Source organism: Enterococcus malodoratus ATCC 43197, from assembly GCF_000407185.1.
Classification (GTDB): Bacteria; Bacillota; Bacilli; order Lactobacillales; family Enterococcaceae; genus Enterococcus_A; species Enterococcus_A malodoratus.
The window spans coordinates 98,809-122,715 of record NZ_KE136481.1; the positions used below are offsets into that span (position 1 = coordinate 98,809).

The 23,907-nt window shown below is 40.5% G+C and carries 22 protein-coding genes and 2 riboswitches; of the genes, 20 read left to right on the forward strand and 2 right to left on the reverse strand.

All coding sequences use genetic code 11. The features are described 5' to 3' along the window. Positions 1-235: 235 nt before the first annotated feature. Positions 236-1,345 carry an alanine dehydrogenase gene (gene ald / locus I585_RS00465; protein WP_010739058.1) on the forward strand — a complete coding sequence of 370 codons (1,110 nt, stop codon included), beginning with the start codon at positions 236-238 and terminating at the stop codon, positions 1,343-1,345. Continuing rightward, the gene (tdcB, locus tag I585_RS00470; RefSeq protein WP_010739059.1) at positions 1,345-2,352 is read left to right on the forward strand and encodes a bifunctional threonine ammonia-lyase/L-serine ammonia-lyase TdcB; all 1,008 of its coding nucleotides are present in this window, start codon (positions 1,345-1,347) and stop codon (positions 2,350-2,352) included. Before ald ends, tdcB begins: the two co-directional genes overlap by 1 nt. 46 nt (positions 2,353-2,398) lie before the next feature. Here tdcB and I585_RS00475 read toward each other — a convergent pair whose 3' ends face one another. Continuing rightward, positions 2,399-3,316 carry a magnesium transporter CorA family protein gene (locus I585_RS00475; protein WP_010739060.1) on the reverse strand — a complete coding sequence of 306 codons (918 nt, stop codon included), beginning with the start codon at positions 3,314-3,316 and terminating at the stop codon, positions 2,399-2,401. A 254-nt stretch (positions 3,317-3,570) separates the two neighbouring features. Next, a riboswitch (purine riboswitch) is annotated at positions 3,571-3,668 on the forward strand. Between the two features lie 83 nt (positions 3,669-3,751). Here I585_RS00475 and I585_RS00480 point away from each other — a divergent pair. The 5 genes from I585_RS00480 to purB all read left to right on the forward strand — a co-directional run bounded on the left by I585_RS00480 (position 3,752) and on the right by purB (position 8,727). Then, positions 3,752-4,333, forward strand: a complete 582-nt coding sequence (locus I585_RS00480; RefSeq protein WP_010739061.1) for a xanthine phosphoribosyltransferase — start codon at positions 3,752-3,754, stop codon at positions 4,331-4,333. Position 4,334: 1 nt separating this feature from the next. Then, positions 4,335-5,636 carry a nucleobase:cation symporter-2 family protein gene (locus I585_RS00485; protein ID WP_010739062.1) on the forward strand — a complete coding sequence of 434 codons (1,302 nt, stop codon included), beginning with the start codon at positions 4,335-4,337 and terminating at the stop codon, positions 5,634-5,636. Between the two features lie 128 nt (positions 5,637-5,764). Next, positions 5,765-6,253, forward strand: a complete 489-nt coding sequence (gene purE / locus I585_RS00490) for a 5-(carboxyamino)imidazole ribonucleotide mutase (protein ID WP_010739063.1) — start codon at positions 5,765-5,767, stop codon at positions 6,251-6,253. After that, entirely contained in the window at positions 6,246-7,367 is a 1,122-nt protein-coding gene (gene purK / locus I585_RS00495) for a 5-(carboxyamino)imidazole ribonucleotide synthase (protein ID WP_172463173.1), read from the forward strand. The genes purE and purK overlap by 8 nt, the downstream gene beginning before the upstream one ends. Before the next feature lie 64 nt (positions 7,368-7,431). Then, on the forward strand, positions 7,432-8,727 hold the full coding sequence (gene purB, locus I585_RS00500; protein WP_010739065.1) for an adenylosuccinate lyase: 1,296 nt from the start codon (positions 7,432-7,434) through the stop codon (positions 8,725-8,727). A 37-nt stretch (positions 8,728-8,764) separates the two neighbouring features. On the opposite strand, the gene I585_RS00505 is transcribed toward purB, so the two are convergent. Then, a complete protein-coding gene (locus I585_RS00505; RefSeq protein ID WP_010739066.1) occupies positions 8,765-9,136 on the reverse strand; it encodes a hypothetical protein in 372 nt (123 codons plus the stop codon). A 256-nt stretch (positions 9,137-9,392) separates the two neighbouring features. Between I585_RS00505 and purC the strand changes: the two genes are divergently transcribed. The 13 genes from purC to I585_RS00570 all read left to right on the forward strand — a co-directional run bounded on the left by purC (position 9,393) and on the right by I585_RS00570 (position 23,467). Next, on the forward strand, positions 9,393-10,109 hold the full coding sequence (gene purC, locus I585_RS00510) for a phosphoribosylaminoimidazolesuccinocarboxamide synthase (RefSeq protein WP_010739067.1): 717 nt from the start codon (positions 9,393-9,395) through the stop codon (positions 10,107-10,109). 2 nt (positions 10,110-10,111) lie between these two features. Next, positions 10,112-10,366, forward strand: coding sequence for a phosphoribosylformylglycinamidine synthase subunit PurS (gene purS / locus I585_RS00515; protein ID WP_010739068.1), 255 nt, complete (start codon positions 10,112-10,114; stop codon positions 10,364-10,366). Position 10,367: 1 nt separating this feature from the next. Continuing rightward, positions 10,368-11,048, forward strand: coding sequence for a phosphoribosylformylglycinamidine synthase subunit PurQ (purQ, locus tag I585_RS00520; protein WP_010739069.1), 681 nt, complete (start codon positions 10,368-10,370; stop codon positions 11,046-11,048). Beyond that, complete coding sequence (purL, locus tag I585_RS00525; protein ID WP_010739070.1) at positions 11,048-13,267, forward strand: phosphoribosylformylglycinamidine synthase subunit PurL; 2,220 nt, start codon at positions 11,048-11,050, stop codon at positions 13,265-13,267. The genes purQ and purL overlap by 1 nt, the downstream gene beginning before the upstream one ends. Next, entirely contained in the window at positions 13,252-14,691 is a 1,440-nt protein-coding gene (gene purF / locus I585_RS00530; RefSeq protein ID WP_010739071.1) for an amidophosphoribosyltransferase, read from the forward strand. Before purL ends, purF begins: the two co-directional genes overlap by 16 nt. Positions 14,692-14,842: 151 nt before the next feature. After that, the gene (purM, locus tag I585_RS00535) at positions 14,843-15,886 is read left to right on the forward strand and encodes a phosphoribosylformylglycinamidine cyclo-ligase (RefSeq protein ID WP_010739072.1); all 1,044 of its coding nucleotides are present in this window, start codon (positions 14,843-14,845) and stop codon (positions 15,884-15,886) included. Then, the gene (gene purN, locus I585_RS00540) at positions 15,883-16,455 is read left to right on the forward strand and encodes a phosphoribosylglycinamide formyltransferase (RefSeq protein WP_010739073.1); all 573 of its coding nucleotides are present in this window, start codon (positions 15,883-15,885) and stop codon (positions 16,453-16,455) included. The genes purM and purN overlap by 4 nt, the downstream gene beginning before the upstream one ends. Positions 16,456-16,543: 88 nt before the next feature. Next, positions 16,544-18,076, forward strand: a complete 1,533-nt coding sequence (purH, locus tag I585_RS00545) for a bifunctional phosphoribosylaminoimidazolecarboxamide formyltransferase/IMP cyclohydrolase (RefSeq protein ID WP_010739074.1) — start codon at positions 16,544-16,546, stop codon at positions 18,074-18,076. Between the two features lie 15 nt (positions 18,077-18,091). Further along, positions 18,092-19,342, forward strand: coding sequence for a phosphoribosylamine--glycine ligase (gene purD, locus I585_RS00550; protein ID WP_010739075.1), 1,251 nt, complete (start codon positions 18,092-18,094; stop codon positions 19,340-19,342). Positions 19,343-19,556: 214 nt separating this feature from the next. After that, positions 19,557-19,985 (forward strand): DUF3788 family protein, encoded by a 429-nt coding sequence (locus tag I585_RS00555; RefSeq protein ID WP_010739077.1) that lies wholly within the window; start codon positions 19,557-19,559, stop codon positions 19,983-19,985. Between the two features lie 229 nt (positions 19,986-20,214). Further along, positions 20,215-21,192: a GMP reductase gene (gene guaC / locus I585_RS00560; RefSeq protein ID WP_010739078.1), complete on the forward strand. Its 978-nt coding sequence runs from the start codon at positions 20,215-20,217 to the stop codon at positions 21,190-21,192. Between the two features lie 127 nt (positions 21,193-21,319). Next, entirely contained in the window at positions 21,320-22,741 is a 1,422-nt protein-coding gene (locus I585_RS00565; RefSeq protein ID WP_010739079.1) for an aminotransferase-like domain-containing protein, read from the forward strand. Beyond that, positions 22,742-23,467 (forward strand): nitroreductase family protein, encoded by a 726-nt coding sequence (locus tag I585_RS00570; protein WP_010739080.1) that lies wholly within the window; start codon positions 22,742-22,744, stop codon positions 23,465-23,467. It begins immediately after the preceding gene. Positions 23,468-23,510: 43 nt separating this feature from the next. Next, positions 23,511-23,674: riboswitch (M-box (ykoK) riboswitch) on the forward strand. Positions 23,675-23,907 lie beyond the last annotated feature (233 nt).

Consider the following 23,907-nt stretch of genomic DNA (forward strand, 5'->3'; position numbering starts at 1 on the left):
AAAAGAACTTTTTGAAGAGAATAATAAAAACTAAAATGAAAACATTCTTATTTGAAAACGCTGTTATAACAGTGTTTTCAGGTATTTTTTTTTGGTTAAATTAAGGTGTTGTTTGAAAGAATGAGATATCAATAACACTTGAGGCATGATCGTTGCTTAAAAAAGGCATTGTGATATATTAAACTTGTTCCGAAGTTAAAGAACTTCGATAATAAATCTATAGGAGTGATTTACCGTGAAAATTGGCGTAATTAAAGATCCAAAACAAGGTGAGGCACGTGTAGGCATGACACCTGAGAACGTAAAAATTTTAGTTGAAGCAGGAAATGAAGTACTAGTTGACGATAATGCTGGTGCAGGTTCAGGTTTTACTAATGAACAATATGTTGAAGCAGGCGGTAAGATTGTAGATACAGATACAGCATGGACTGCTGATCTAATCGTAAAAGTTAAAGAACCAATGGAAAGTGAATACCACTATTTTAAAAAGGGTCAAATTATTTGGGGCTTCTTACACTTAGCAGCGAATAAAGCTTGTGTTGAAAAAATGATGGAAGTTGGCGTTACTGCTTTATCTGGTGAAAACATTTCGATCAATGGTGTTTTAGAATTATTGAAACCTATGAGTGCGATTGCTGGACGTCGTGCAGTTAACTTAGGTCAATACTACTTAGAAAAACAACACGGCGGCGAAGGAATCTTACTTCCAGGAATCGAAGGCGTTGAAGCTGGAACAATCGTTATCTTAGGCGGCGGGAATGCGGCTGAAAATGCTGCAGATATGGCTGTTGGTATCGGTTGCCACGTAATCATCCTTGAAGTGAACGAAAAACGTATCAAACAATTACAAGATCGTTACAAAGACCATAACGTTGATGTAATCGTTTCAAATACTGAAAACTTAGAAGATAAAATCAAAGAAGCAGATGTGTTTATTTCAACTATCTTGATTCCAGGGGCTAAGCCACCAAAATTAGTTAAAGAGTACATGGTTGAATCAATGAAACCGGGTTCTGTGATCGTTGATATTGCGATCGACCAAGGTGGTACTGTTGAAACAATCGACAAACCAACGAACCATGCGGATCCTGTATTTACTAAACATGGCGTAATTCACTATGCTGTTCCTAATATGCCTGGTGCTACACCAAGAACAGCTACAATCGCTCTAGCTAAAGGAAATATTTCATTCCTTAAAGAAGTTAGCGTGAAAGGATTAGAAGAAGCATTGAAATCTGATGATTCATTAGTATCAGGTTTGAGCGTATACAATGGTAAAGTCGTTTCTAAAGCTTTAGCAGATTCAATCGATGTTACTTATACTGAGGTAGGAGATGTTCTGTAATGACTGATACAATGACAAAATTGCCTGTATCTATTGAAGACATTCATGAAGCTAAAAATGTTGTAAAACAATATGGTCGTGTGACCCCTTTAATTCAATCAATGTTCTTAACCGCAAAAACTGGCGGTCAAGTGTTCTTGAAATTGGAAAATATGCAATTAACTGGTTCATTCAAATTCCGTGGAGCGTTCAACAAAATCGCCCATTTAACACAAGCGGAAAAAGATAAAGGTGTTATCGCCGTTTCAGCCGGTAATCATGCACAAGGTGTGGCTTTGACATCTAAATTATTAGGTATCGAAAGCACGATCGTAATGCCTGAAACTGCACCAAAAGCGAAAGTTGAAGCAACTGAAGGATATGGTTCAAAAGTTATTCTTCATGGTTCTGGTTTTGATGAAGCGAAAGCTTACTGCGAAAAAATCGTTGAAGAAACTGGCGTGACTTACATTCCTCCTTACGATGACGAATCTGTAATGGCTGGACAAGGCACGATTGGTCTTGAAATTCTAGATTCTATCTGGGATGTCGATACTGTAATCGTTCCTGTCGGCGGTGGCGGACTGATTTCTGGTATTGCAGTCGCAATGAAAACATTCAATCCAAACATCAATATTATTGGTGTTCAAGCGGATAATATCCATGGGATGACTGCTTCATTCCGCGAAGGCAAAAAAGTGGGCTATAAAGTGGCTCCAACAATTGCTGACGGTTGTGCGGTAGAATTTCCGGGAGATCTTACTTTCGAAGTAGTTGAGGCTCTAGTTGACGATATGGTTACTGTATCTGAACAAGAAATCGAAGTTGCTATGAAAGATTTAATCCAACGGACAAAAATCGTTGTTGAAGGCGCTGGCGCATTAGCTACAGCAGCTATTCTTGCTGGTAAAGTGGATAAATATGTGAAAGGTAAAAAAGTTGTTGCTGTCGTATCTGGCGGTAACGTTGACTTGAACCGTATCACTGATGTTATTGGCCACTTCTCAGTAGCCAACGAACTAAAATAATCTAAAAGAAAAGAAGCAACGGCCTAAAAATGCCGTTGCTTCTTTTTTATGCATCGTAATCTTTTTTGAAGAGATAAACGCCACTCACAATGGAAATGAGTAAGGCCAGCAGTACGACCATAATTGAGCCAATTTCAGAATCGCGCCACAATAAACCACCTGTATTGATTCCCCATAGACTGAAAATCAGTGTCGGTAAAGCGAGGAGCAGAGAGGCTGTATTTAAAAACTTCATTAATTGATTTAGACGATTATCCATCATACTATTAATTAACCCGCTGATCGAGCCGAGCATCTCTCGATAGATCTGAACAGAAGTGGTTGCCTGTTTGGTCTGAAGTTCGATCTCAATCGCCAAATCTCTATCAGAAGAAACGAGACTTGACTCTAAAAGATGATTGATTGTTTTACGCTGCTCTTTTAAGAGATTATCAATATAAACTAGATTCTTCTCTGTGTGAGTCGTTTTTTCCAGAATAGTTTTGTTCGAACCGTTCGAGGTTCCTTGACTGATTTCTTCAATTGTTTCACGCTGCTTCCGCAGAAAGGCAAGATAATGACTGTTGATCACTTGCAGTGTATGCAGGATCAGTCCGGCTTTTGTAGTAATATCGGATTTATAATTTTCTAGCACTTCATCAATAAGTGGCGATTCACTTACCGTGATCAAAACCTCTGAAGTTAAAAAAATCGTTACGGTGGAAGAGAGTAATTCTGGTTCATCAATTGATTCAATATTGATAAAGAGCATCAGACAAATGGGGTCTTTATCTTCCGTTTGGTATTTTTTAAAAAAAGAAACATTTGAATAGTTCTCGCCTAATGAAAAGAATTTTTTTGGCAGGTCATAGTCATTATGTAATTGCTCCTTTTCGTCTTCAGTTGGATTAGAAACAGCTAACCAATTTCCTTTGCGAGTCTCTTTTTTTATACCTTCACCTGAAATAGAATAAAAATCAAGCAATTGAAGCCCCTCCTTTTCTGATTGTTTAATATACCTTATACCTAATCATCTCAAATCAATACAGGATTGCCAATTAATTTGAATTGTCAAGATTACTGTCGGAGTATTTCTTCCTATTATAAATAGAAAGGATTGTTGGCGAAAGTGAGATAACCATTTAATTCAACTATCAATCTTCTCATTTGAAATAATTCTAGTTTACAGCTGATTTCTATCTGCTATAATAATCTTCATATTTCATAAACTCCAGTGAAAATTTTCATTGGCAGTGAACTTATATATCGTCATAATATGGTTGACAGTTTCTACCTTGTGCCGTAAACGCAAGACTATAAGTAAAAATCGTACGGTTACGTACCTTTTTTGCTTTGCAGATGAGGTGCGTTTTTTGTAGTAATCAAAAAACGACAAGAAATGAAAAAGGAGAAGAGTATAATGAAAGAATTGACAGATCGTATCAAAGACAATGGCCGCGTTTTAGGTGAAGGTGTTTTAAAAGTTGATGAGTTTATCACACACCAAGTTGATCCTGAATTGATGGATGCCATGGGCAAACGTTTAGCGGAAGTTTTCGCGGACAAAAAAATCACGAAAGTGGTAACGATTGAAGCTTCTGGGATCGCGCCGGCTGTTTATGCTGCACAAGCTTTGAAAGTGCCGATGATCTTTGCCCGCAAGTCTAAGAGTTTAACGATGGATGAAGAACTATTGACCGCTTCTGTTTATTCCTTTACAAAACAAGTTACCAGCACAATCTCTATTTCTCGTAAATTCCTTTCTGCAGAGGACAATGTCTTATTAGTCGATGACTTCTTAGCGAACGGGCAAGCCGCTAAAGGATTAATTGAATTATGTCAACAGGCGGGAGCCAATGTTGCCGGAATTGGTATTTTGATCGAAAAATCTTTCCAAGATGGTCGCCAATTAATCGAGGACATGGACATCCCAGTTGTTTCCTTAGCGAGAATTTCTTCCTTACATGACGGTAAAGTAACGTTTATCGAGGAGGACGCATAGAGTGACAAGCGAAACAGGAAATGGAAAATCAGCAGTTTTAGGTTTACAGCATCTTTTAGCAATGTATGCAGGAGCAGTAGCAGTCCCCCTTTTGATTGGGACTGGGTTGGGATTCAATGAAGCACAAATGACGTATTTGATATCGATCGATATTTTCATGTGTGGCGTTGCGACGCTGCTACAATTGACGGTAAATAAATTCTTCGGAATCGGTCTGCCAGTTGTTTTAGGTTGTGCGATCCAAGCCGTGGCTCCGTTAATCTTGATTGGACAGACACAAGGGGTTGGAACAGTCTATGGTTCCATTATTGCAGCGGGGATTTTTGTTGTTCTGATCTCAGGTTTCTTTTCTAAGGTAGAAAAATTATTTCCGCCGATCGTTACAGGAACAGTCATTACAACTATTGGTTTAACATTGATTCCGGTAGCCATTACCAAAATGGGCGGCGGCGATGCTGCTAACAAAACCTTTGGAGATCCTACGAATTTGCTCTTGGCTTTCGTGACGATCTTATTGATTTTAGCTATTCAGGTATTCGGTCGTGGATTTGTTCGTTCGATTGCAGTATTAGTTGGGTTAGTCGGCGGAACAGTTTTAGCAGCACTTTTAGGACAAGTAGATTTAGCGGCGATTGGACACGCACCAATGTTCCATGTACCGCAACCATTTTATTTTGGAACACCGAAATTTGAGCCATTTTCTATTCTATTAATGATTATTATTTCTATTGTAAGTATGGTTGAGTCTACTGGTGTTTACTTTGCCTTAGGAGATATTGTTGGTAAACAGGTAAAAGAGGATGATTTAAAACGAGGCTATCGTGCTGAAGGTTTAGCGGTCATCTTAGGCGGACTATTCAATACATTCCCTTATACTGGTTTCTCGCAAAATGTTGGGCTGGTGCAATTATCTGGAATTAAAACACGCCGTCCAATTTACTTTTCAGCGATCTTTTTGATCATCTTGGGGCTTTTCCCAAAGGTCGGAGCTCTTGCTCAAATTATTCCTGAACCGGTTTTAGGCGGAGGAATGCTGGTAATGTTCGGCATGGTTGCTGTTCAGGGAATGAAGATGCTATCAAAAGTAAACTATAACGATGAAAAAAATCTATTGATTATTGCGATTTCAATTGGTTTTGGTCTAGGTTTTAATGCAATGCCGACACTATTTTCGAAATTGCCGGAAACAGTTCAAATGTTTACGGGCAACGGTATCGTTATGAGCAGTTTGTCTGCTATTATTCTGAACCTTCTATTTCACGGGTATAAAAGAGAAACTAAAATAGAAAATGGCGCGGCGTAAGCTGCGTTTTTTTCTATTCGGATGAAACACGAACGATGGATTAAAATTATCTGTTAATATTCGAATTACGTTTTGACTTACTTATTGGGACTTGCTAAAATAAGTTTGACTAACGAAGGGAGCTAATTATGAATCCAGAAGTTGCAGTTATTATGGGAAGTACATCCGATTGGGAGACAATGAAACATGCTTGCGAGAGCCTTGATGAAGTAGGCGTTGCATACGAGAAACGAGTTGTCTCTGCTCATCGTACACCGGACTTAATGTTCGACTTTGCAGAGAAGGCGCGTGGACGTGGAATCAAGGTAATTATTGCCGGCGCAGGCGGTGCGGCTCATTTACCGGGTATGGTAGCGGCGAAAACGACTTTGCCGGTAATCGGTGTTCCAGTCCAATCCAAGGCACTAAATGGGCTAGATTCCTTATTGTCTATTGTACAAATGCCCGGAGGTGTACCTGTTGCTACCACGGCAATCGGAAAAGCAGGTGCAACTAACGCAGGACTACTTGCGGCTCAGATGCTTTCAATGTATGATAAAAAAGTAGCTGACCGATTGGAAGAAAAACGGCAGCAGATGACACAAACTGTATTGGAAAGTAGTGAACAACTTGGTTAAATCGTTAAAACCAGGCTCTACGATTGGTATCGTAGGCGGAGGACAACTAGGCCGTATGATGGCTATCAGCGCAAAGGAAATGGGTTTTCGCACAGGTGTGATCGATCCGACTGGAGATTGTCCGGCTGCGCAAGTTTCGGATTGGCATATTGTTGCTGATTACGATGATCAAATGGCTCTGGAAGAAATGGCCCGCAGATCACAAGTGATTACTTATGAATTTGAAAATGTGGATGTTGATACGATTAATCAAATTCAACATTTCGCAAATGTTCCCCAAGGTACTGATCTTTTGGCGATCAGTCAAGATCGTCTAATGGAGAAGTCCTTTTTAGAAAATAATAATATCGTGATTGCTCCGTATGCGACGATTATCAGTCCTACGGATATTCAAGATGCCATTGAAGGGATCGGTTATCCATGCGTGTTGAAAACTACTCGCGGAGGATATGACGGACACGGACAATACGTATTGAAAAGTACAGCCGATTTAGCACCGTCGATGAACCTATTGCGTCAAGGGACATGTGTTTTAGAAGCATGGATTCCTTTTGAAAAGGAGTTGTCTGTTCAGGTAGCGGGAAACAACATCGGCGATTATGTAACATTCCCAGTAGTAGAAAATATCCATCGCAACAATATTCTTCATGAAACGATTGCACCTGCTGGAATTGAGCCTGCTGTTGCGAAAGAGGCGAGTCGAATCGCCAAAGTAATCGCACAAGGGGTAGATTTGGTTGGAACGCTTTGCGTAGAATTTTTCTTAACAAAGGCAGGAGCGCTTTACGTTAATGAAATTGCACCGCGACCACATAATTCCGGTCACTATACGATTGAAGCTTGCACGATGAGTCAGTTTGATGCCCATATTCGCGGAATTTGCGGCTGGCCTTTGAGTGAACCGAGGTTACTATCAAACGCGGTGATGATCAACGTTTTGGGCGAGAATTTGTTGAAGACGTATGAAATGATCGATCTGTGGCCAGATTGGCATTTCCACTATTATGGTAAAGCGATGCCTAAAAAGGGTCGAAAGATGGGCCATATTACGATTTTAACGGATAGCATCCAACGGACATTAGACGATATCAAGAAAACTGAGACGTGGGATTAAAAAGCGTCGAACGTAAACAAATCTTTTTAAAATTCTTTCATTAGCAGGAAAAAAGGAGAACATAATGATAACTCGATATACAAGAGCTGAAATGGGAAATATTTGGAGCGATGAAAATCGTTATAAAGCATGGTTAGAAGTAGAAATCTTAGCAGATGAAGCTTGGGCAGAGTTAGGTGAGATTCCTAAGGCTGATGTAGAAAAAATTCGCGCGAATGCGGGATTCGATATTGATCGGATCTTAGAAATTGAACAATCAACAAAACATGATGTAGTGGCCTTCACCCGGGCAGTTTCTGAGACACTGGGCGAAGAGCGCAAGTGGGTTCATTACGGGTTGACCAGTACGGACGTAGTAGATACGGCATATGGTTATCTTTATAAGCAGGCCAATGATATTTTACGTCAAGACTTGCAGGATTTCTTAGCGATTATTGGTGAAAAGGCCAAAGAACACAAAGATACCGTTATGATGGGGCGGACTCATGGTGTTCATGCTGAACCAACGACTTTTGGTTTGAAGCTAGCAACTTGGTATTCAGAAATGAAACGCAATATCGAACGTTTTGAACATGCGGCAAAAGGTGTGGAAGCGGGTAAAATTTCTGGAGCAGTTGGAACATTTGCGAATATCCCGCCATTCGTTGAAGAATTTGTCTGTGAAAAATTAGGTATTCGTCCACAAGAAGTATCGACTCAAGTTTTACCTAGAGATTTACATGCGGAATATTTTTCAAGTCTAGCTTTGATCGCAACGTCGATCGAACGCTTCGCAACTGAAATTCGCGGACTTCAAAAATCTGAAACACGGGAAGTGGAAGAATTTTTCGCAAAAGGACAAAAGGGTTCATCGGCGATGCCTCATAAACGCAACCCAATTGGTTCTGAAAATATGACCGGATTGGCTCGTGTGGTACGCGGTCATTTGATTACTGCTTTTGAAGATGTCGCTTTATGGCATGAACGTGATATTTCTCATTCATCCGCTGAACGGATCATCACACCAGATACAACTATTTTAGTAGATTACATGCTCTATCGTTTTGGAAATATCGTTAAGAACTTGACGGTCTTCCCAGAAAATATGAAGCGTAATATGCAAGCGACATTCGGATTGATCTATAGCCAGCGTGTTCTTCTGAAATTAATTGATAAAGGAATGACTCGTGAAGAGGCTTATGATTTGGTACAGCCAAAAACAGCCTACGCTTGGGACAACCAAGTGCAATTCCGTCCGTTATTAGATGCTGACGAAAAGATCACGAGCGTTTTATCCGCCGCTGAATTAGACGACGCGTTTGATTATAATTACCATTTGAAAAATGTTGATAAAGTTTTTGAACGTGTAGGTATAAAATAAAAAAAACCTCTTGCCAGCCGGCAAGAGGTTTTTTGTTTTATGCATAAGAATAAATATCCGCAAAACAACTTTCGTGAAGTTGTTCCAATAAGCAGTCTATCAAACGATAGTCATAAGTTTGTCTATTTAGAAGAATCTCGATTCGATAAGAATTTTTTAAGAATGAGTGATCCTTCAGCTGTCTAATGACTAGCTCTTCCTGAGAATGATTGGAAAAATGCAAAGACTGCATTGCTTGAGACTGTTTTGGATGCAAAAGCTTCTTTAAATTACGATAAGAATAAAAGCTCGTATTGCAATTCAGGCTGTGGGTAGAGTCCAACCCTAACAAGGCATTAAACAAATGTTGCTTGTCTGTATCTTTCATTGAATCAAGAAATTTTTGAGCTGCTGCAGGTGCATCTAGCATAAGCCATTCCTCCATCTATTTCATTCGAATTAAATATAGCACCATTTTCACAAAATGTAAACGCTATCTTTGTTGCTGCAACGAAACTAGGGAACAAACAAGTTTCTAAACACGAACATTAGTAGTGTTCTTTCATTATAATATCCGATATATTATTGAAAATTTTATTTTCTGTTGTTACACTAAAGATGAAATTAAGAAACGAACGATTTTGGTGTTTGTTTCTAGAATGTTCATCAAAAGGGAGCGTTAGGACGTGGAAAAAGGCACTTTACTGTATGAAGGAAAAGCAAAACAATTGTTTCAAACGGATGACCCTGAAATAGTTTGGGTCGAGTACTTAAATCAAGCGACTGCTTTGAATGGTGCAAAGAAGGATCAAATTAGTGGTAAAGGCGAACTTAATAATCAAATCACTGGACGGATTTTTGATTACTTAAAAAGTAAAGAAATTAAGAATCACTATATTAAACAGCTTTCTGCAAATGAGCAGCTGATTCAAGCAGTTGAGATTATCCCTTTAGAAGTAGTTGTTCGAAATGTTGCTGCGGGAAGTTTTTCAAAAAGACTGGCTATCCCAGAAGGATCACCATTGAAATCACCAATCGTTGAGTTTTATTACAAAAACGACGAACTGGATGATCCAATGGTCACAGAAGATCATATCAAGTTGTTAGAAATTGCTACAGCAGATGAAATAGCGCAATTACGTCAGATGGCTCTGGAAGTCGATCAAGCACTGATCGAATTATTTGATTCAATGGAGATCAAATTGATTGATTTCAAATTGGAATTTGGTCGTCAAAACGACGGTTCAATTTTATTAGCTGATGAGGTTTCCCCCGATACTTGTCGATTATGGGACAAGAAAACGAATGAACATTTAGATAAGGATATTTATCGTCGAGACTTAGGTGACATTATTCCGGTATATCAAGAAGTACTAAATAGATTAGAAAAGCGAGGAGAATAAGCATGTATTTTGTGAAAGTTTATGTAACGTATAAGGATTCTGTATTAGACCCACAGGGAGAAGCGGTGAAAGGTGCTGTGCATCGTCTAGGCTATGATGAGATCGAGGATGTTCGAATCGGAAAATATTTCGAAATCAAAGTTGCTAAAAGTGATCGCCCTGTTGAAGAAATGATTGAGGAAGTTTGTGACAAGTTGTTAGCCAACGTGAATATGGAAACTTATCGTTATGAAATTATGACATCGGAGGAAGTTTAACATGAAATTTGCAGTCATTGTATTTCCCGGCTCAAATTGTGATTTGGACATGTACTGGGCGATGAAGGAAATCATGGGAGCGGATTGCGAGTACGTTCGTTATGATGCAGACAGCTTGGAAGGCTTCGACGGAGTCTTGCTTCCTGGCGGCTTTTCTTATGGTGATTATCTGCGTTGTGGTGCGATCGCTCGTTTCGCCAATATTATGTCAGAAGTTATTCGCTTCGCTGAAGAGGGCAAGCCGGTTTTCGGTACTTGCAATGGATTTCAGATTCTGACTGAAGCAGGTTTGCTGCCTGGAGCATTACGCCGGAATGACTCATTGAAGTTTATTAGTAAAATTACCCCGCTTAAAGTTGTGAATAACCAAACAAAATTTACTTCCGAGTATCAAGCAAATGAGGTAATTCAAATTCCCGTTGCTCACGGCGAAGGAAATTATTATTGCGATGATGAAACACTGGCCGATCTTAAAGCCAATGACCAAATTGTTTTCACCTACGAAGGTGAGAATATCAACGGAAGTGTTGAAAACATTGCAGGTATTACTAACAAGGCTGGAAACGTTCTAGGAATGATGCCTCACCCAGAACGGGCGATGGAAGAATTGCTTGGCTCAGACGATGGCAAGAAATTTTTTGCTTCTATACTAAATAATTTTGGAAAGGTGACTGCAAACTAATGATGAAATTAGAACCAACGGCTCAAGAGATCAAAGATCAGCGTGTATACGCTGGATGGGGTTTGACCGATGAAGAATATCGCTTAATTTCAGAAGAGATTCTTGGACGCCTGCCAAATTATACTGAAACCGGACTTTTCTCCGTAATGTGGAGTGAACATTGTTCATATAAAAATTCAAAACCAGTCTTAAGAAAATTCCCTTCAGATGGACCACAAGTCTTACAGGGGCCTGGAGAAGGTGCGGGAATCGTCGATATTGGCGATGGACAGGCCGTTGTTTTCAAGGCTGAAAGTCATAATCACCCCTCAGCAGTAGAGCCTTATGAAGGCGCAGCAACAGGTGTCGGCGGAATCATTCGCGACATCTTCAGCATGGGTGCTCGACCTATAGCGATGCTGGATTCCTTGCGTTTTGGTGAGTTGAACACTCCTCGTACAAAATACTTATTAGAAGAAATTGTCGCTGGAATCAGCGGTTACGGAAACTGTATCGGCATTCCAACAGTTGGTGGCGAGGTAGCATTTGATCCTTGTTACGAGGGAAATCCATTAGTAAACGCCATGTGTGTTGGATTAATGGATCATAAAGATATTCAAAAAGGCCAAGCTAAGGGTGTTGGCAATTCTATCATGTATGTGGGAGCTAAGACGGGTCGTGATGGAATTCATGGTGCTACATTCGCTTCTGAAGAGTTTGTGGAAGGTGAAGAACAACAACGCTCGGCTGTTCAGGTCGGCGATCCATTCATGGAAAAATTATTGTTGGAAGCTTGTTTAGAATTGATTTTAGACCATGCAGATATTTTGATTGGTATCCAAGATATGGGAGCTGCTGGTTTAGTTTCCTCAAGTTCGGAGATGGCATCAAAGGCCGGATCAGGTCTGAAACTTTATCTAGATGATGTGCCGCAGCGTGAAACAAATATGACACCGTATGAAATGATGTTATCCGAATCACAAGAACGGATGTTGATTTGTGTGGAACAAGGCCACGAAGATGAAGTGGTCGAACTGTTTAAGCGTTATGAATTAGATGCAGTCACGATCGGTGAAGTAACGGATGACGGTATGTATTGTTTATATCATCATGGAAAAGAAGTTGCTAATTTGCCAGTTGATGCGTTAGCTGAGGATGCTCCAGTTTACGAAAATGAGAAAAAAGAACCTGCTCGTATCCAAGAATTTGCGAACATGGCCGATTTCAAACCGGAAGTGAACGATGCATCAGAAACCTTGTTATCACTATTGCAGCAACCAACGATTGCTTCGAAGAAAATGATTTATGAAACGTATGATTCGCAGGTTCGGACAAACACTGTTGTATGTCCCGGAAGCGATGCGGCAGTGATGCGAGTACGTGGAACAAATAAAGCGTTGGCAATGACAACTGACTGTAATGCTCGTTATCTTTATTTAAATCCTGAAGTTGGCGGACAGATCGCGGTTGCTGAAGCAGCTCGTAATATTGTTGCTTCTGGTGGACAACCATTAGCGATTACGGATTGTTTAAACTACGGCTCGCCTGAAAAACCAGAAGGATTCTGGGAATTATGGACTTCTGCTGATGGTATTTCAGAAGCATGTCGTACTTTGAACACACCAGTTATCTCAGGAAACGTTTCTATGTACAACGAAACAAACGGTAAGGCAATCTATCCAACACCGATGATCGGAATGGTAGGTTTGATTGAAGACTTGGCCCATATCACGACGCAAGAATTCAAACAAGCGGGTGATTTGATTTATGTAATCGGTGAAACGAAAGCCGATTTTAATGGAACTGAGATTCAAAAAATGCAAAAAGGCTTGATCGAAGGAAAATTAATGGACTTTGATTTATCTGTTGAGAAAGCGAATCAAGAGTTGGTTCTTTCAGCAATCAAGGCTGGTTTGGTTGCAAGTGCCCATGATTGTGCCGAGGGTGGTTTAGCTGTTGCGATTGCAGAAGCAACCTTTAACAATCTTTTAGGGGTTGATGTGACTGCTAATATGCCGGTAGAAAATCTATTTGCTGAAACGCAATCTCGCTTTGTCCTTTCTGTCAAGGCAGAAAATCAAGCAGCTTTTGAAAAGTTTGCTGGAGAAAAGGCTGAAAAAATCGGGAATGTCACGAATACGGGTGAGCTTAAACTGACTGCTGATGATGGAGAAATTACGGTAGCGACTAAGACAGCGAAAGAATTATGGGAGGAAGCCATTCCATGTCTAATGAAGTAAGAAGTTTAAATGAAGAGTGTGGCGTTTTTGGCATCTGGGGACACCCAGATGCTGCTCGCGTCACTTATTTTGGCTTGCATAGTTTGCAGCATCGTGGACAAGAAGGTGCCGGAATCGTCAGTAATGACAGCGGCAAATTGATGAGTACACGCGGTTTGGGTTTATTATCCGAAGTTTTCAAAGACGAACGTCAATTGAATCAATTGACTGGACAATCAGCAATTGGACATGTCCGTTATGCTACAGCAGGAACTAGCAGTGTTGATAACATTCAGCCTTTCCTATTCAATTTTTACGATGGGGATTTTGCTTTGGCTCATAATGGAAATCTGACCAACGCCAAAAGTCTTCGAAAAGAATTGGAAATAGATGGTGCAATCTTCCATTCAAATTCTGATACAGAGATTTTGATGCATCTAATTCGCCGTAGTCAAAAAGAGTCATTGTGCGAACGAATGAAAGAGGCCTTAGACACGGTTAAGGGCGGTTTTGCCTACCTAATGTTAACCGAAGAGTCAATGGTAGCAGCACTAGATCCAAATGGTTTCCGTCCGTTATCGATTGGGCAGATGGTTAATGGCGCCTACGTTGTCGCATCAGAAACTTGTGCCTTGGAAGTTGTGGGCGCAAAATTCATCCAGGATGTTAACCCGGGCGAAATTATCACGATCAATGATGAAGGCTTAACTGTTGAACGTTTCACGGAAGATACTCAACACGCAATTTGTTCAATGGAATATATTTACTTTGCACGACCGGATTCTAATATTGCTGGTGTCAATGTGCATAGTGCTCGTAAAAATATGGGCCGGATTTTATCGCAAGAGGCCGGGATTGAAGCAGACATGGTTGTGGGTGTGCCAAATTCTTCATTATCCGCGGCCAGCGGTTATGCGGAAGAATCTGGTATCCCTTATGAAATGGGCTTGGTGAAAAATCAATATGTGGCCAGGACATTCATTCAGCCTACTCAAGAGCTTCGAGAACAAGGTGTTCGAATGAAGCTTTCAGCTGTTCGGGGAGTCGTTGAAGGCAAAAGAGTCATTATGGTCGATGATTCAATCGTACGAGGCACGACCAGCCGCCGAATCGTTAATCTTTTGAAAGAAGCTGGAGCGAAAGAGGTCCACGTACGCATTGCTTCACCGCCATTACGTTATCCGTGCTTTTATGGGATTGATATTCAAACGCGTAAGGAACTAATTGCCGCAAATCATTCGATCGAAGAGATTCGCGAAATGATTGGTGCAGATTCGTTGTCCTTCTTAAGTGAAGACGGTTTGATCGACGCGATCGGATTAGATTTTGATGCCCCTTATTCAGGATTATGTATGGCTTATTTTAACGGTGATTATCCAACGCCACTTTATGATTACGAGGCACATTATCAAGCAACCTTAAAAGAAAAAACGTCATTTATTTAAAGGATAGAAATAATAAGAGCAGACCAGCTTCGTTTTTTTGCAATCAATTTTTGACAAACATTTTAGCAATAAAAACGTTATTGACTGGTATAAAGCAAAATAAAAAAACTTATTTTTCGATTTTTTGAAAAATGAATAAGGAGAGAATCGAGTGGGAAATGCATATTCCAGAGCCGGTGTCGATGTTGAAGCTGGTTATGAAGTAGTAGAACGTATCAAGAAGCACGTCAAAAGAACCGAGCGATTAGGCGTAATGGGAGCCATCGGTGGATTTGGCGGGTGCTTTGATTTAAGTCAATTTGATCTGAAAGAACCTGTTTTAGTTTCTGGTACGGACGGAGTCGGAACGAAATTGATGGTAGCTATCCAAGCTGATAAACATGATACAATCGGGATCGATTGTGTAGCGATGTGCGTAAATGATATCGTGGCACAAGGTGCTGAACCGCTTTACTTCTTGGATTATATTGCCACAGGTAAAAATGTGCCTGCACGTCTGGAGCAAGTCGTTGCTGGTGTCGCCGAAGGTTGCGTACAAGCGGGGGCGGCTTTGATTGGCGGAGAAACTGCTGAGATGCCGGGAATGTATGGCGAAGATGATTACGATTTAGCCGGATTTACTGTCGGCATTGCTGAGAAAAGCCAGATGATTACCGGCGAGAATATCAAAGCGGGAGATGTTTTAGTTGGATTGCCATCATCGGGAATTCATTCCAATGGTTATTCATTAGTACGTAAAGTTTTCTTTGAAACTAATAACTTTGCGATTGATGAAAAACTTCCAGAATTGAGTGAATCTTTGAGTGATGAAATTTTAACGCCAACTAAAATTTACGTTGAGTCAGTTTTACCGCTAGTCAAAAAAGAATTAGTTAACGGTATCGCCCATGTGACTGGCGGCGGATTTGTTGAAAACCTGCCGCGGATGTTATCCGAAGGCTTGGCATGTGAGATTGAATTGGGTTCTTGGCCCGTTTTGCCGATATTTGATGCGTTAGCGAAATATGGTGAGATTCCTGAAATGGAGATGTATGAGATTTTCAATATGGGTATCGGTATGGTATTGGCAGTGGCACCAGAAAAACTAGCCGATTTACAGGCCGATTTGAAAGAACGCAATGAAGCTGCCTATGTGATTGGCAAAGTCACTGACAAGCAAGATTCGGCGATCGTTTTTAAAGGAGCTAAGGCATGAGAATAGCCGTCTTAGCATCAGGAAATGGGTCGAATTTTGAGGTGATTGCTCAGGCAGTTAAAGAAAAGAAGATTCCAGCCGAATTAGTCCTATTATTTTCAGACCATCATGATGCTTATGTACTTCAGAGAGGCCAGCGGTTTGAGATTCCTTGTGAAAGTTTTGAACTGAAAGAATTTTCCGATAAAAAAAGCTACGAGGCTGCGCTGTTAGATGTATTAAAACGTTATGATGTAGAACTAGTTGTCCTAGCGGGATACATGCGAATCATCGGCAAGGAGCTGTTAACGGCCTTTCCAAATCGAATCGTCAATATTCATCCAGCACTGTTGCCTAATTTTCCAGGTCTGCACGGAATTAAGGATGCCTATGAAGCAGGTGTGGAAGAAACTGGAGTCACGATTCATTATGTTGATAGTGGAGTAGATACTGGGCCAATCATTGCTCAAGGCAAAGTACAGGTCGCTAAAGAGGATAGTCTAGCCGATTTAGAGCGAAAGATTCATCAAGTAGAACATCGGCTCTATCCAGAAGTTCTTGCAGAAATATGTAAATCGGATGAAAAATGAACGCGGCGATAAATAGTTTTAATAATGGCGGCTATATACGGTAAGAAGACAAAATATAGGTATATTATCAGGAATAAGGAGTGTCATCATGACAAGAGCATTAATTAGTGTTTCAGATAAAACCGGAGTTGTAGAATTTACTAAAGGATTGGTTCAAGCAGGAGTCGAGATTATTTCAACTGGCGGAACCAAAAAAGTTTTGGATGAAGCCGGAATTCCGACGTTGAGTATTGATGAAGTAACAGGCTTTCCGGAAATGATGGATGGACGGGTTAAAACGCTCCATCCTAAAATTCATGGCGGATTGCTGGGCCGAAGAGATTTAACGACTCATATGGATGCAATGAAAGCACATGATATTCAACCAATTGATTTTGTTTGTGTGAATCTGTATCCATTTAAAGAAACAATTTCTAAACCAGATGTGACGGAAGCAGATGCGATCGAAAACATTGATATCGGTGGACCAAGTATGCTGCGTTCTGCCTCAAAAAACTTTCAATCAGTAACGGTTGTCGTTGATCCGAAAGATTATGCGCTGGTATTAGCTGAATTGGAAAGCAATCAAGCAACTTCTTTAGAAACACGCAAACGTCTAGCAGCAAAAGTTTTTCGTCACACCGCTGCTTATGACGCGTTGATCGCTGACTATTTGACAAAGAGCGTGAATGATGTTGAGCCAGAAAAGTTGACTCTAACTTATGATTTGAAGCAAACATTGCGTTATGGTGAAAACAGCCATCAAACGGCAGCTTTTTATCAAGATGCGTTGCCGACAGCTTATTCAATCGCAAGCGCTCATCAGTTACATGGAAAAGAATTATCTTATAACAATATCAAAGATGCGGATGCGGCTATTCGCATCGCTCGTGAATTCACCGAGCCGACAGTCGTAGCGTTGAAACATATGAATCCATGTGGTATCGGCAGCGGCCGGACGATTTCAGAGGCCTATCAATTTGCTTATGAAGCAGATCCAACATCAATTTTTGGCGGGATTTTAGTTGCCAATCGTGAGGTTGATCTTGCGACAGCTGAAGAAATGCATAAATTATTCTTGGAAATCATCATTGCACCAAGTTTCAGTAAAGAAGCGTTTGACGTATTGTCCAACAAAAAAAATCTGCGTTTAATGACCTTAGACTTTAGTAATCAAGTGAATAGTCAACCAGAAATGGTTTCAGTATTAGGCGGTTTACTTGTTCAAGAGCAAGATGTAGTCGAAGAAATTCCAGAAGAGTGGGAAGTGGCAACGGATCGCAAACCATCCGCAGAAGAGCTAAGAGCGTTGGCTTTTGCTTGGAAGGCAGTTAAACACGTGAAATCAAATGCGATTGTTGTTGCCAATGAACATCAAACGGTGGGTGTTGGTGCTGGGCAAATGAATCGTGTAGGTTCAGTCAAAATCGCTTTAGAAGAAGCGAAAGGCCGGATGGACGGGGCAGTTCTAGCTAGCGATGCCTATTTCCCAATGGATGACAGTGTGGAATATGCCGCTCAGCATGGAATCAAAGCAATCGTTCAACCAGGTGGAAGTATTCGAGACAAAGATTCAATCGCTATGGCCAATAAATATGGTGTTGCGATGGTCTTTACTGGCATTCGTCATTTCAGACATTAATTCGAGGAGGATTCAATGAAAGTATTAATTATTGGCAGCGGTGGCCGCGAACATGCCATCGCAAAAAAAATGTTGAAGAGTCCGAAAGTAACCGATGTTTTTTGTGCGAAGGGCAACCCGGGTATGAAAAATGATGGGATTCAATTGGTAGATATCGCTGAAGATAACCATAAAGACTTAATCGCTTTTGCAAAGGAAAAGAAAATTACTTGGACTTTTGTGGGGCCAGAAATTCCGTTGCTTAATGGAATCGTTGACGATTTCCAAGCGGTAGGACTTGAAATCTTCGGACCGAACAAAGCGGCGGCGATGATTGAAGGATCGAAAGAGTTCGCGAAGAAAATTATGGTAGACAATCATATTCCAACCGCAGCTTATGAAGCATTTACTGACTATCAAGCAGCCTGTGATTATGTTCAAGAAAAAGGGGCACCGATCGTAATCAAAGCGGATGGTTTAGCGGCTGGTAAAGGGGTAACAGTCGCAATGACTTTAGCAGAAGCTTTACAGGCTTTGAAAGAAATGATGACGGATCATCGTTTCGGCGAAAGCGGCGATAAGGTTGTTGTTGAAGAGTTTCTGGCGGGTGAAGAATTCTCGTTACTAGCATTCGTTAAAAATGAAAAAGTCTATCCAATGGTGATCTCTCAAGACCATAAGCGTGCTTATGATGAGGATAAAGGACCAAACACCGGTGGAATGGGTGCTTATTCGCCGGTTCCGCAAATATCATCAGAAATGGTCGAAACGGCCGTAAACAAGGTCTTAAAACCGGCAGCTTCAGGTATGATGGCAAATGGAACACCATTTACAGGTATTTTGTATGCCGGCTTAATTGCAACGGAAACTGGACCAAAAGTAATCGAATTCAATGCTCGTTTTGGTGATCCCGAGACACAAGTCGTATTGCCACGGTTAACAAGCGATTTGGCACAAATAATCGATGACCTATTAAAGGATCAAGAACCTGAGTTAATCTGGAGTGAACAGGCTTGCGTAGGTGTCGTTTTGGCAGCGGAAGGTTATCCTAATGACTATAAAAAAGGGATGGCGATACCAGAATTCGGCGAGCAGGTGGCGGTTTATTATGCTGGCGTAACGGAAGAGCAAGGGTCAGCACGAGCTTCTGGGGGCAGAGTGCTTTTAGTAGAAGCTGAGGCTGAAACGATTGAGACCGCACAGAAGATCGTTTATCAAGCTTTAAAGGAAGCAGATACTAAGGACTATTTTTACCGCAATGACATTGGAGCGAAATCGTTAAAATAATAAAAAACGACCTTAGGGTCGTTTTTTATTATGCTTAAAACCAAGCGAGATTTAAAAAATGACAGCTTTAATTAAAAGTGTTAAACTAAATATGAAAAAAGCGTTAAAAGGAAATATGAAAACGAAGAAAAATAAAATGAATTTAACTCATACAGACAATTGCATTAGTTAGAATTATTTTTCGTTCCAGAGCGTAGTGAAAGAGGCGAGGACCATGGAAAGAAAACGATCCAAAGCTGATGATAACAAACACGAACTTCAGACGATTTTGTCAGGATTACCCAATTCTCAGTATTTAAAAATATTATTGGCCCAAATCATGAGACATTATGATCCTAAAATCAAATACATTTTTCAGAAACAAACAGGTTGGCAGCTTGTAATTGAACAATATGATGGTTTGCTTTGTCGCATCAAGATCCATAAGGATTATTTTTCTGTTATCACACCATTTCCGGATTTTGGGATAAGCTATTTATCCCCGATGGTAAAAGTGATGTCAGATGAGTTCAAGGAAAAATTTGAAGATGTATCGAAAAATACTCAGCAGATTGAAATGAAAGTAACGAATGAAGAAGAGATGGAAGATGTTGTCTTTTTAGTAAGTCTGCAGGCAAAAAAATTAAGGAACATGCTGGTTTAAAAAGTTAATGTTCGTGTTTTTTGCTATAAAAGTCAAAATCAGCTTGCTTTTTATATGATTATGTTGTAAATTACATAGGGCGATATCGCCCTATGTTTTTTTGTCGGTCACGCTTTTCGCGATTTTGTACAGCATAAAAGAAAAATTTATAGCTGGGGTAAAGCTAGTTCAGCGTGGACGTACAGGACAAAAATAGATGAGATAGTTAGCTTAATCATTGGAGGCCATTATGAAAGTATTTGATTATGAAGATATTCAGTTAATCCCTAACAAGTGTATTGTGAACAGTCGATCAGAATGTGATACGACCGTCCAATTAGGAAAGTTTAGTTTTAAGATGCCAGTCGTGCCTGCAAATATGCAGACGATCATTGATGAAAACATTGCCGAATTTTTGGCGGAGAATGGTTACTTCTATATTATGCACCGTTTTTATGAAGAAGAACGAATTCCATTTATAAAGAAGATGCAGTCTCGCGGCTTGATTACATCGATCAGTGTTGGTGTAAAAGGGTATGAATATGATTTTGTAAAACAACTTGCTGAAGAAAAGTTAAATCCTGATTTTATCACGATTGATATTGCCCACGGTCATTCTGACCCGGTAATCAATATGATTAAGCATATAAAAAAATATTTACCAGAGACGTTTGTTATTGCTGGGAATGTTGGTACACCAGAAGCCGTGCGTGAATTAGAAAACGCCGGTGCGGATGCAACGAAACTTGGCATTGGACCTGGGAAAGTTTGTATTACGAAAATCAAAACGGGTTTTGGAACTGGCGGCTGGCAATTAGCGGCTTTGAGCTGGTGTGCAAAGGCTGCCCGCAAACCAATCATTGCTGACGGCGGAATTCGAACTCATGGCGATATTGCAAAGTCGATTCGTTTCGGCGCTACGATGGTCATGATCGGTTCATTGTTTGCTGGACATGAAGAGTCACCGGGTGAAACGAAGGTTGACGACGGTGTGGTTTATAAGGAATATTTCGGCAGCGCCTCTGAGTTTCAAAAAGGTGAAAAGAAAAATGTCGAAGGAAAGAAAATTTGGATTCCTTATAAAGGTTCTTTAAAAGACACATTGGTTGAAATGCAGCAGGATTTGCAATCATCGATTTCTTATGCTGGCGGAAATGATTTGGAAGCCTTGCAAAAGGTTGATTATGTGGTTGTTAAGAATTCGATCTTTAATGGTGATACAATTTAATAATTTTTAAAAGATTTTTTAAAGGTCATATCAATTTGATTGGTATGGCTTTTTTCGTACATGCAATTGACAGTCAATAATAATTGGGTTAGCTTTGAATCATCCAATAATGAGTGAGGGGAAAAATATGTGGCAACTAACAGAAAAAAAATCCACACCAGTGTATCAGCAGATCATTGAACAAATCATTAACTATATTCAAAACGGCACCTTGCAGCCAGGGGATAAATTACCGGCTGAGCGAAAATTGGCGGACTATTATCAAGTGAATCGATCGACGGTTGTCCACGCTTTAGATGAATTAGTCAGTCTTGGCTGGGTATTGCGGAGACAAGGAAGTGGCACAATAGTTAATGAAGGAAACTGGGGGCGCAGTACGACGCCGCGAGTCGATTGGCGCAGTTTGTTTACTCAAGAAGCTCATCCGAAAGAGCCTTTTCTCGAAAAACTTCAACAGCTGCTAAATGACCCAGAGGCAATTGACCTTTATTCAGGTGAGCTCCCATTGAGTCTGATCCCGGATTTTCGCTTTCCTTCCTATACTTGGGAAGAGTTGCTATTAGAAGAGCGAAAACAAAGTCCGCTGGGATATCGACCGCTGCAGCAGGTCATTTGTCAGCGAATTGAAACGGAGCAAAAAATCAAGGTTTCATCGAATCAAGTTCTGATCACGTCAGGCGCGCAACAGGCGATGTTTTTATTATTGCAAGTGATGTTACAAAGCGGTGATAGTGTGGCGATTGAAGACCCGTCATTTTTGTACTCGTTACCGATTTTTGCGAGTGCGGGTATCAGACTGTACGGAGTTGAAATGGATCGCGAAGGAATGCGCATTGACAAGTTGGAACAATTAATCCTGACGAAGAAAATCAAATTGATCATCCTGAATCCGACCTTCCAAAATCCGACAGGTTCAATGATGTCGAATCGGCGTAGAAACGCATTGATCGATCTTAGTCGTAAATATCAATTGCCGATTGTTGAAGATGAGGTATTTAGGGAAATGAACTTCAACGAAATTCCGCCTTCGTTGAAGGAACTCGCACCGCATCAGGTGATTCATTTAGGATCACTTTCGAAAATCTTTGGTTCTTCGATCAAAATAGGCTGGATTGTTGCTGATCAAGATCTGATTCAACGTTTATCTGAAGCAAAGCAAATGATGGATTTTTCGATCAGTGTTTTTCCGCAGGTGATCGCTCATACCGCCTTAACAGACTCGCGGTTTGAACATAATCAAGCCGTGTTGGTTGGAACATTAAAGCAATTGGCGCAGGCGTTTTTAAAAGGAGCAGAAGCAATTGCTGATGATTGGGAGGTATCTGAGATCAATGGCGGTATTTATGTATATTTAACTTGGCGCCATCAACATCTTACGAGAAAAGATTGGGAGATTTTTCTGCGAGAAAAATTATTGATCGCCCCCGCATTTCTATTTAGTAATGATACAATGGCAATGAGAGTGAATTACACTCGGATGACAAAACAAACGCGAGAGCAATTTTTCGCGAAGCTGCAGACAATTTCAAAGGAGTTAAGGAGGAGTTAAATGGAAGCGTTGGAGATCATGAAGCAACATCGGACTTATCGCAATTTTGATGAAACGTATCAGCTATCAGAGGATCAACTGCAAAAGATTTTGCAGGCAAGTCGGCAGGCCCCAAGTTGGATGAACGGACAAATGTACAGCATTATTGTAGTAAAAGATCGTGAAATCCGTGAGAAACTAGTTGAGATGAATCCTGGAAACCCGCATGTGCTGCACAGTTCGGTTTTCTTAGTTTTTGTGGCAGACTTAAAAAGAACGCAAAAGGTCGCAGATCATTATGAGATGGACTACCGTATAGGCGAAGGTCTGGACCCGTTGATTACAGCCGTCACTGATACTGCTTTAGCGTTGGAAAATGCTGTGATCGCGACTGAAGCTTTAGGATTGGGCTCAGTTGTTGTTGGGACAATTCGGAAAGATGTCGCAGAAGTCAGCGAACTGTTAAGATTGCCGGATTATGTTCTGCCTGTTGCCGGTTTAAGTATTGGCAAACCAAATGTGGAAATGCGGGTCAAACCGCGATTGCCAGATCAGACGGTGATTCATTATGATACGTACAAGGATTATGATTATTCTTCGATTGAGGAATATGACGATACGATGGAAAAGTTTGCCGAGGCTCGTGAAACAAAACTTTGGAGTAAAAAATTTGCTGACTACTTTAGCAATACGCCCAACAAGAAAGTTGATGAATTTCTGAAACAAAACAAGTTTTTTCAATCTTAAGTTTGACACTGAAAGATAAGTGACATATAGTAAGGATGTAAATAAGAATAATTGTTAGGTGAGGCTCCTATATGGACACAGGCTACTGCCCAAAAATGTCGAGAGACGCCAATGGGTAGAACAGGGATCATCGTGAAGGTGATTCATAACGTAGCTGACAAATCTGTCTACGCCCTATAGTGCTAAAGCTCGACGATGAACATGAATGAATTTTTCGCGCGTGCTCATTTTCGAGCGCGCGTTTATTTGTCGTTTATTTAAAACTAAAGTGAATAGAATGGACTTAAGGCGATTTTTGAGAATTGTTTAGTTGAATCGTATGAATGGTGAAGACACTCCTGTTTTTCCGTTTTTGAAAAAAAGAGCTCTTAATCGGAGTTAGCTACCAGTGATTTCCCTGATAATTGAAAGGATGTGAGGAAGATGGATTATGAAGATAG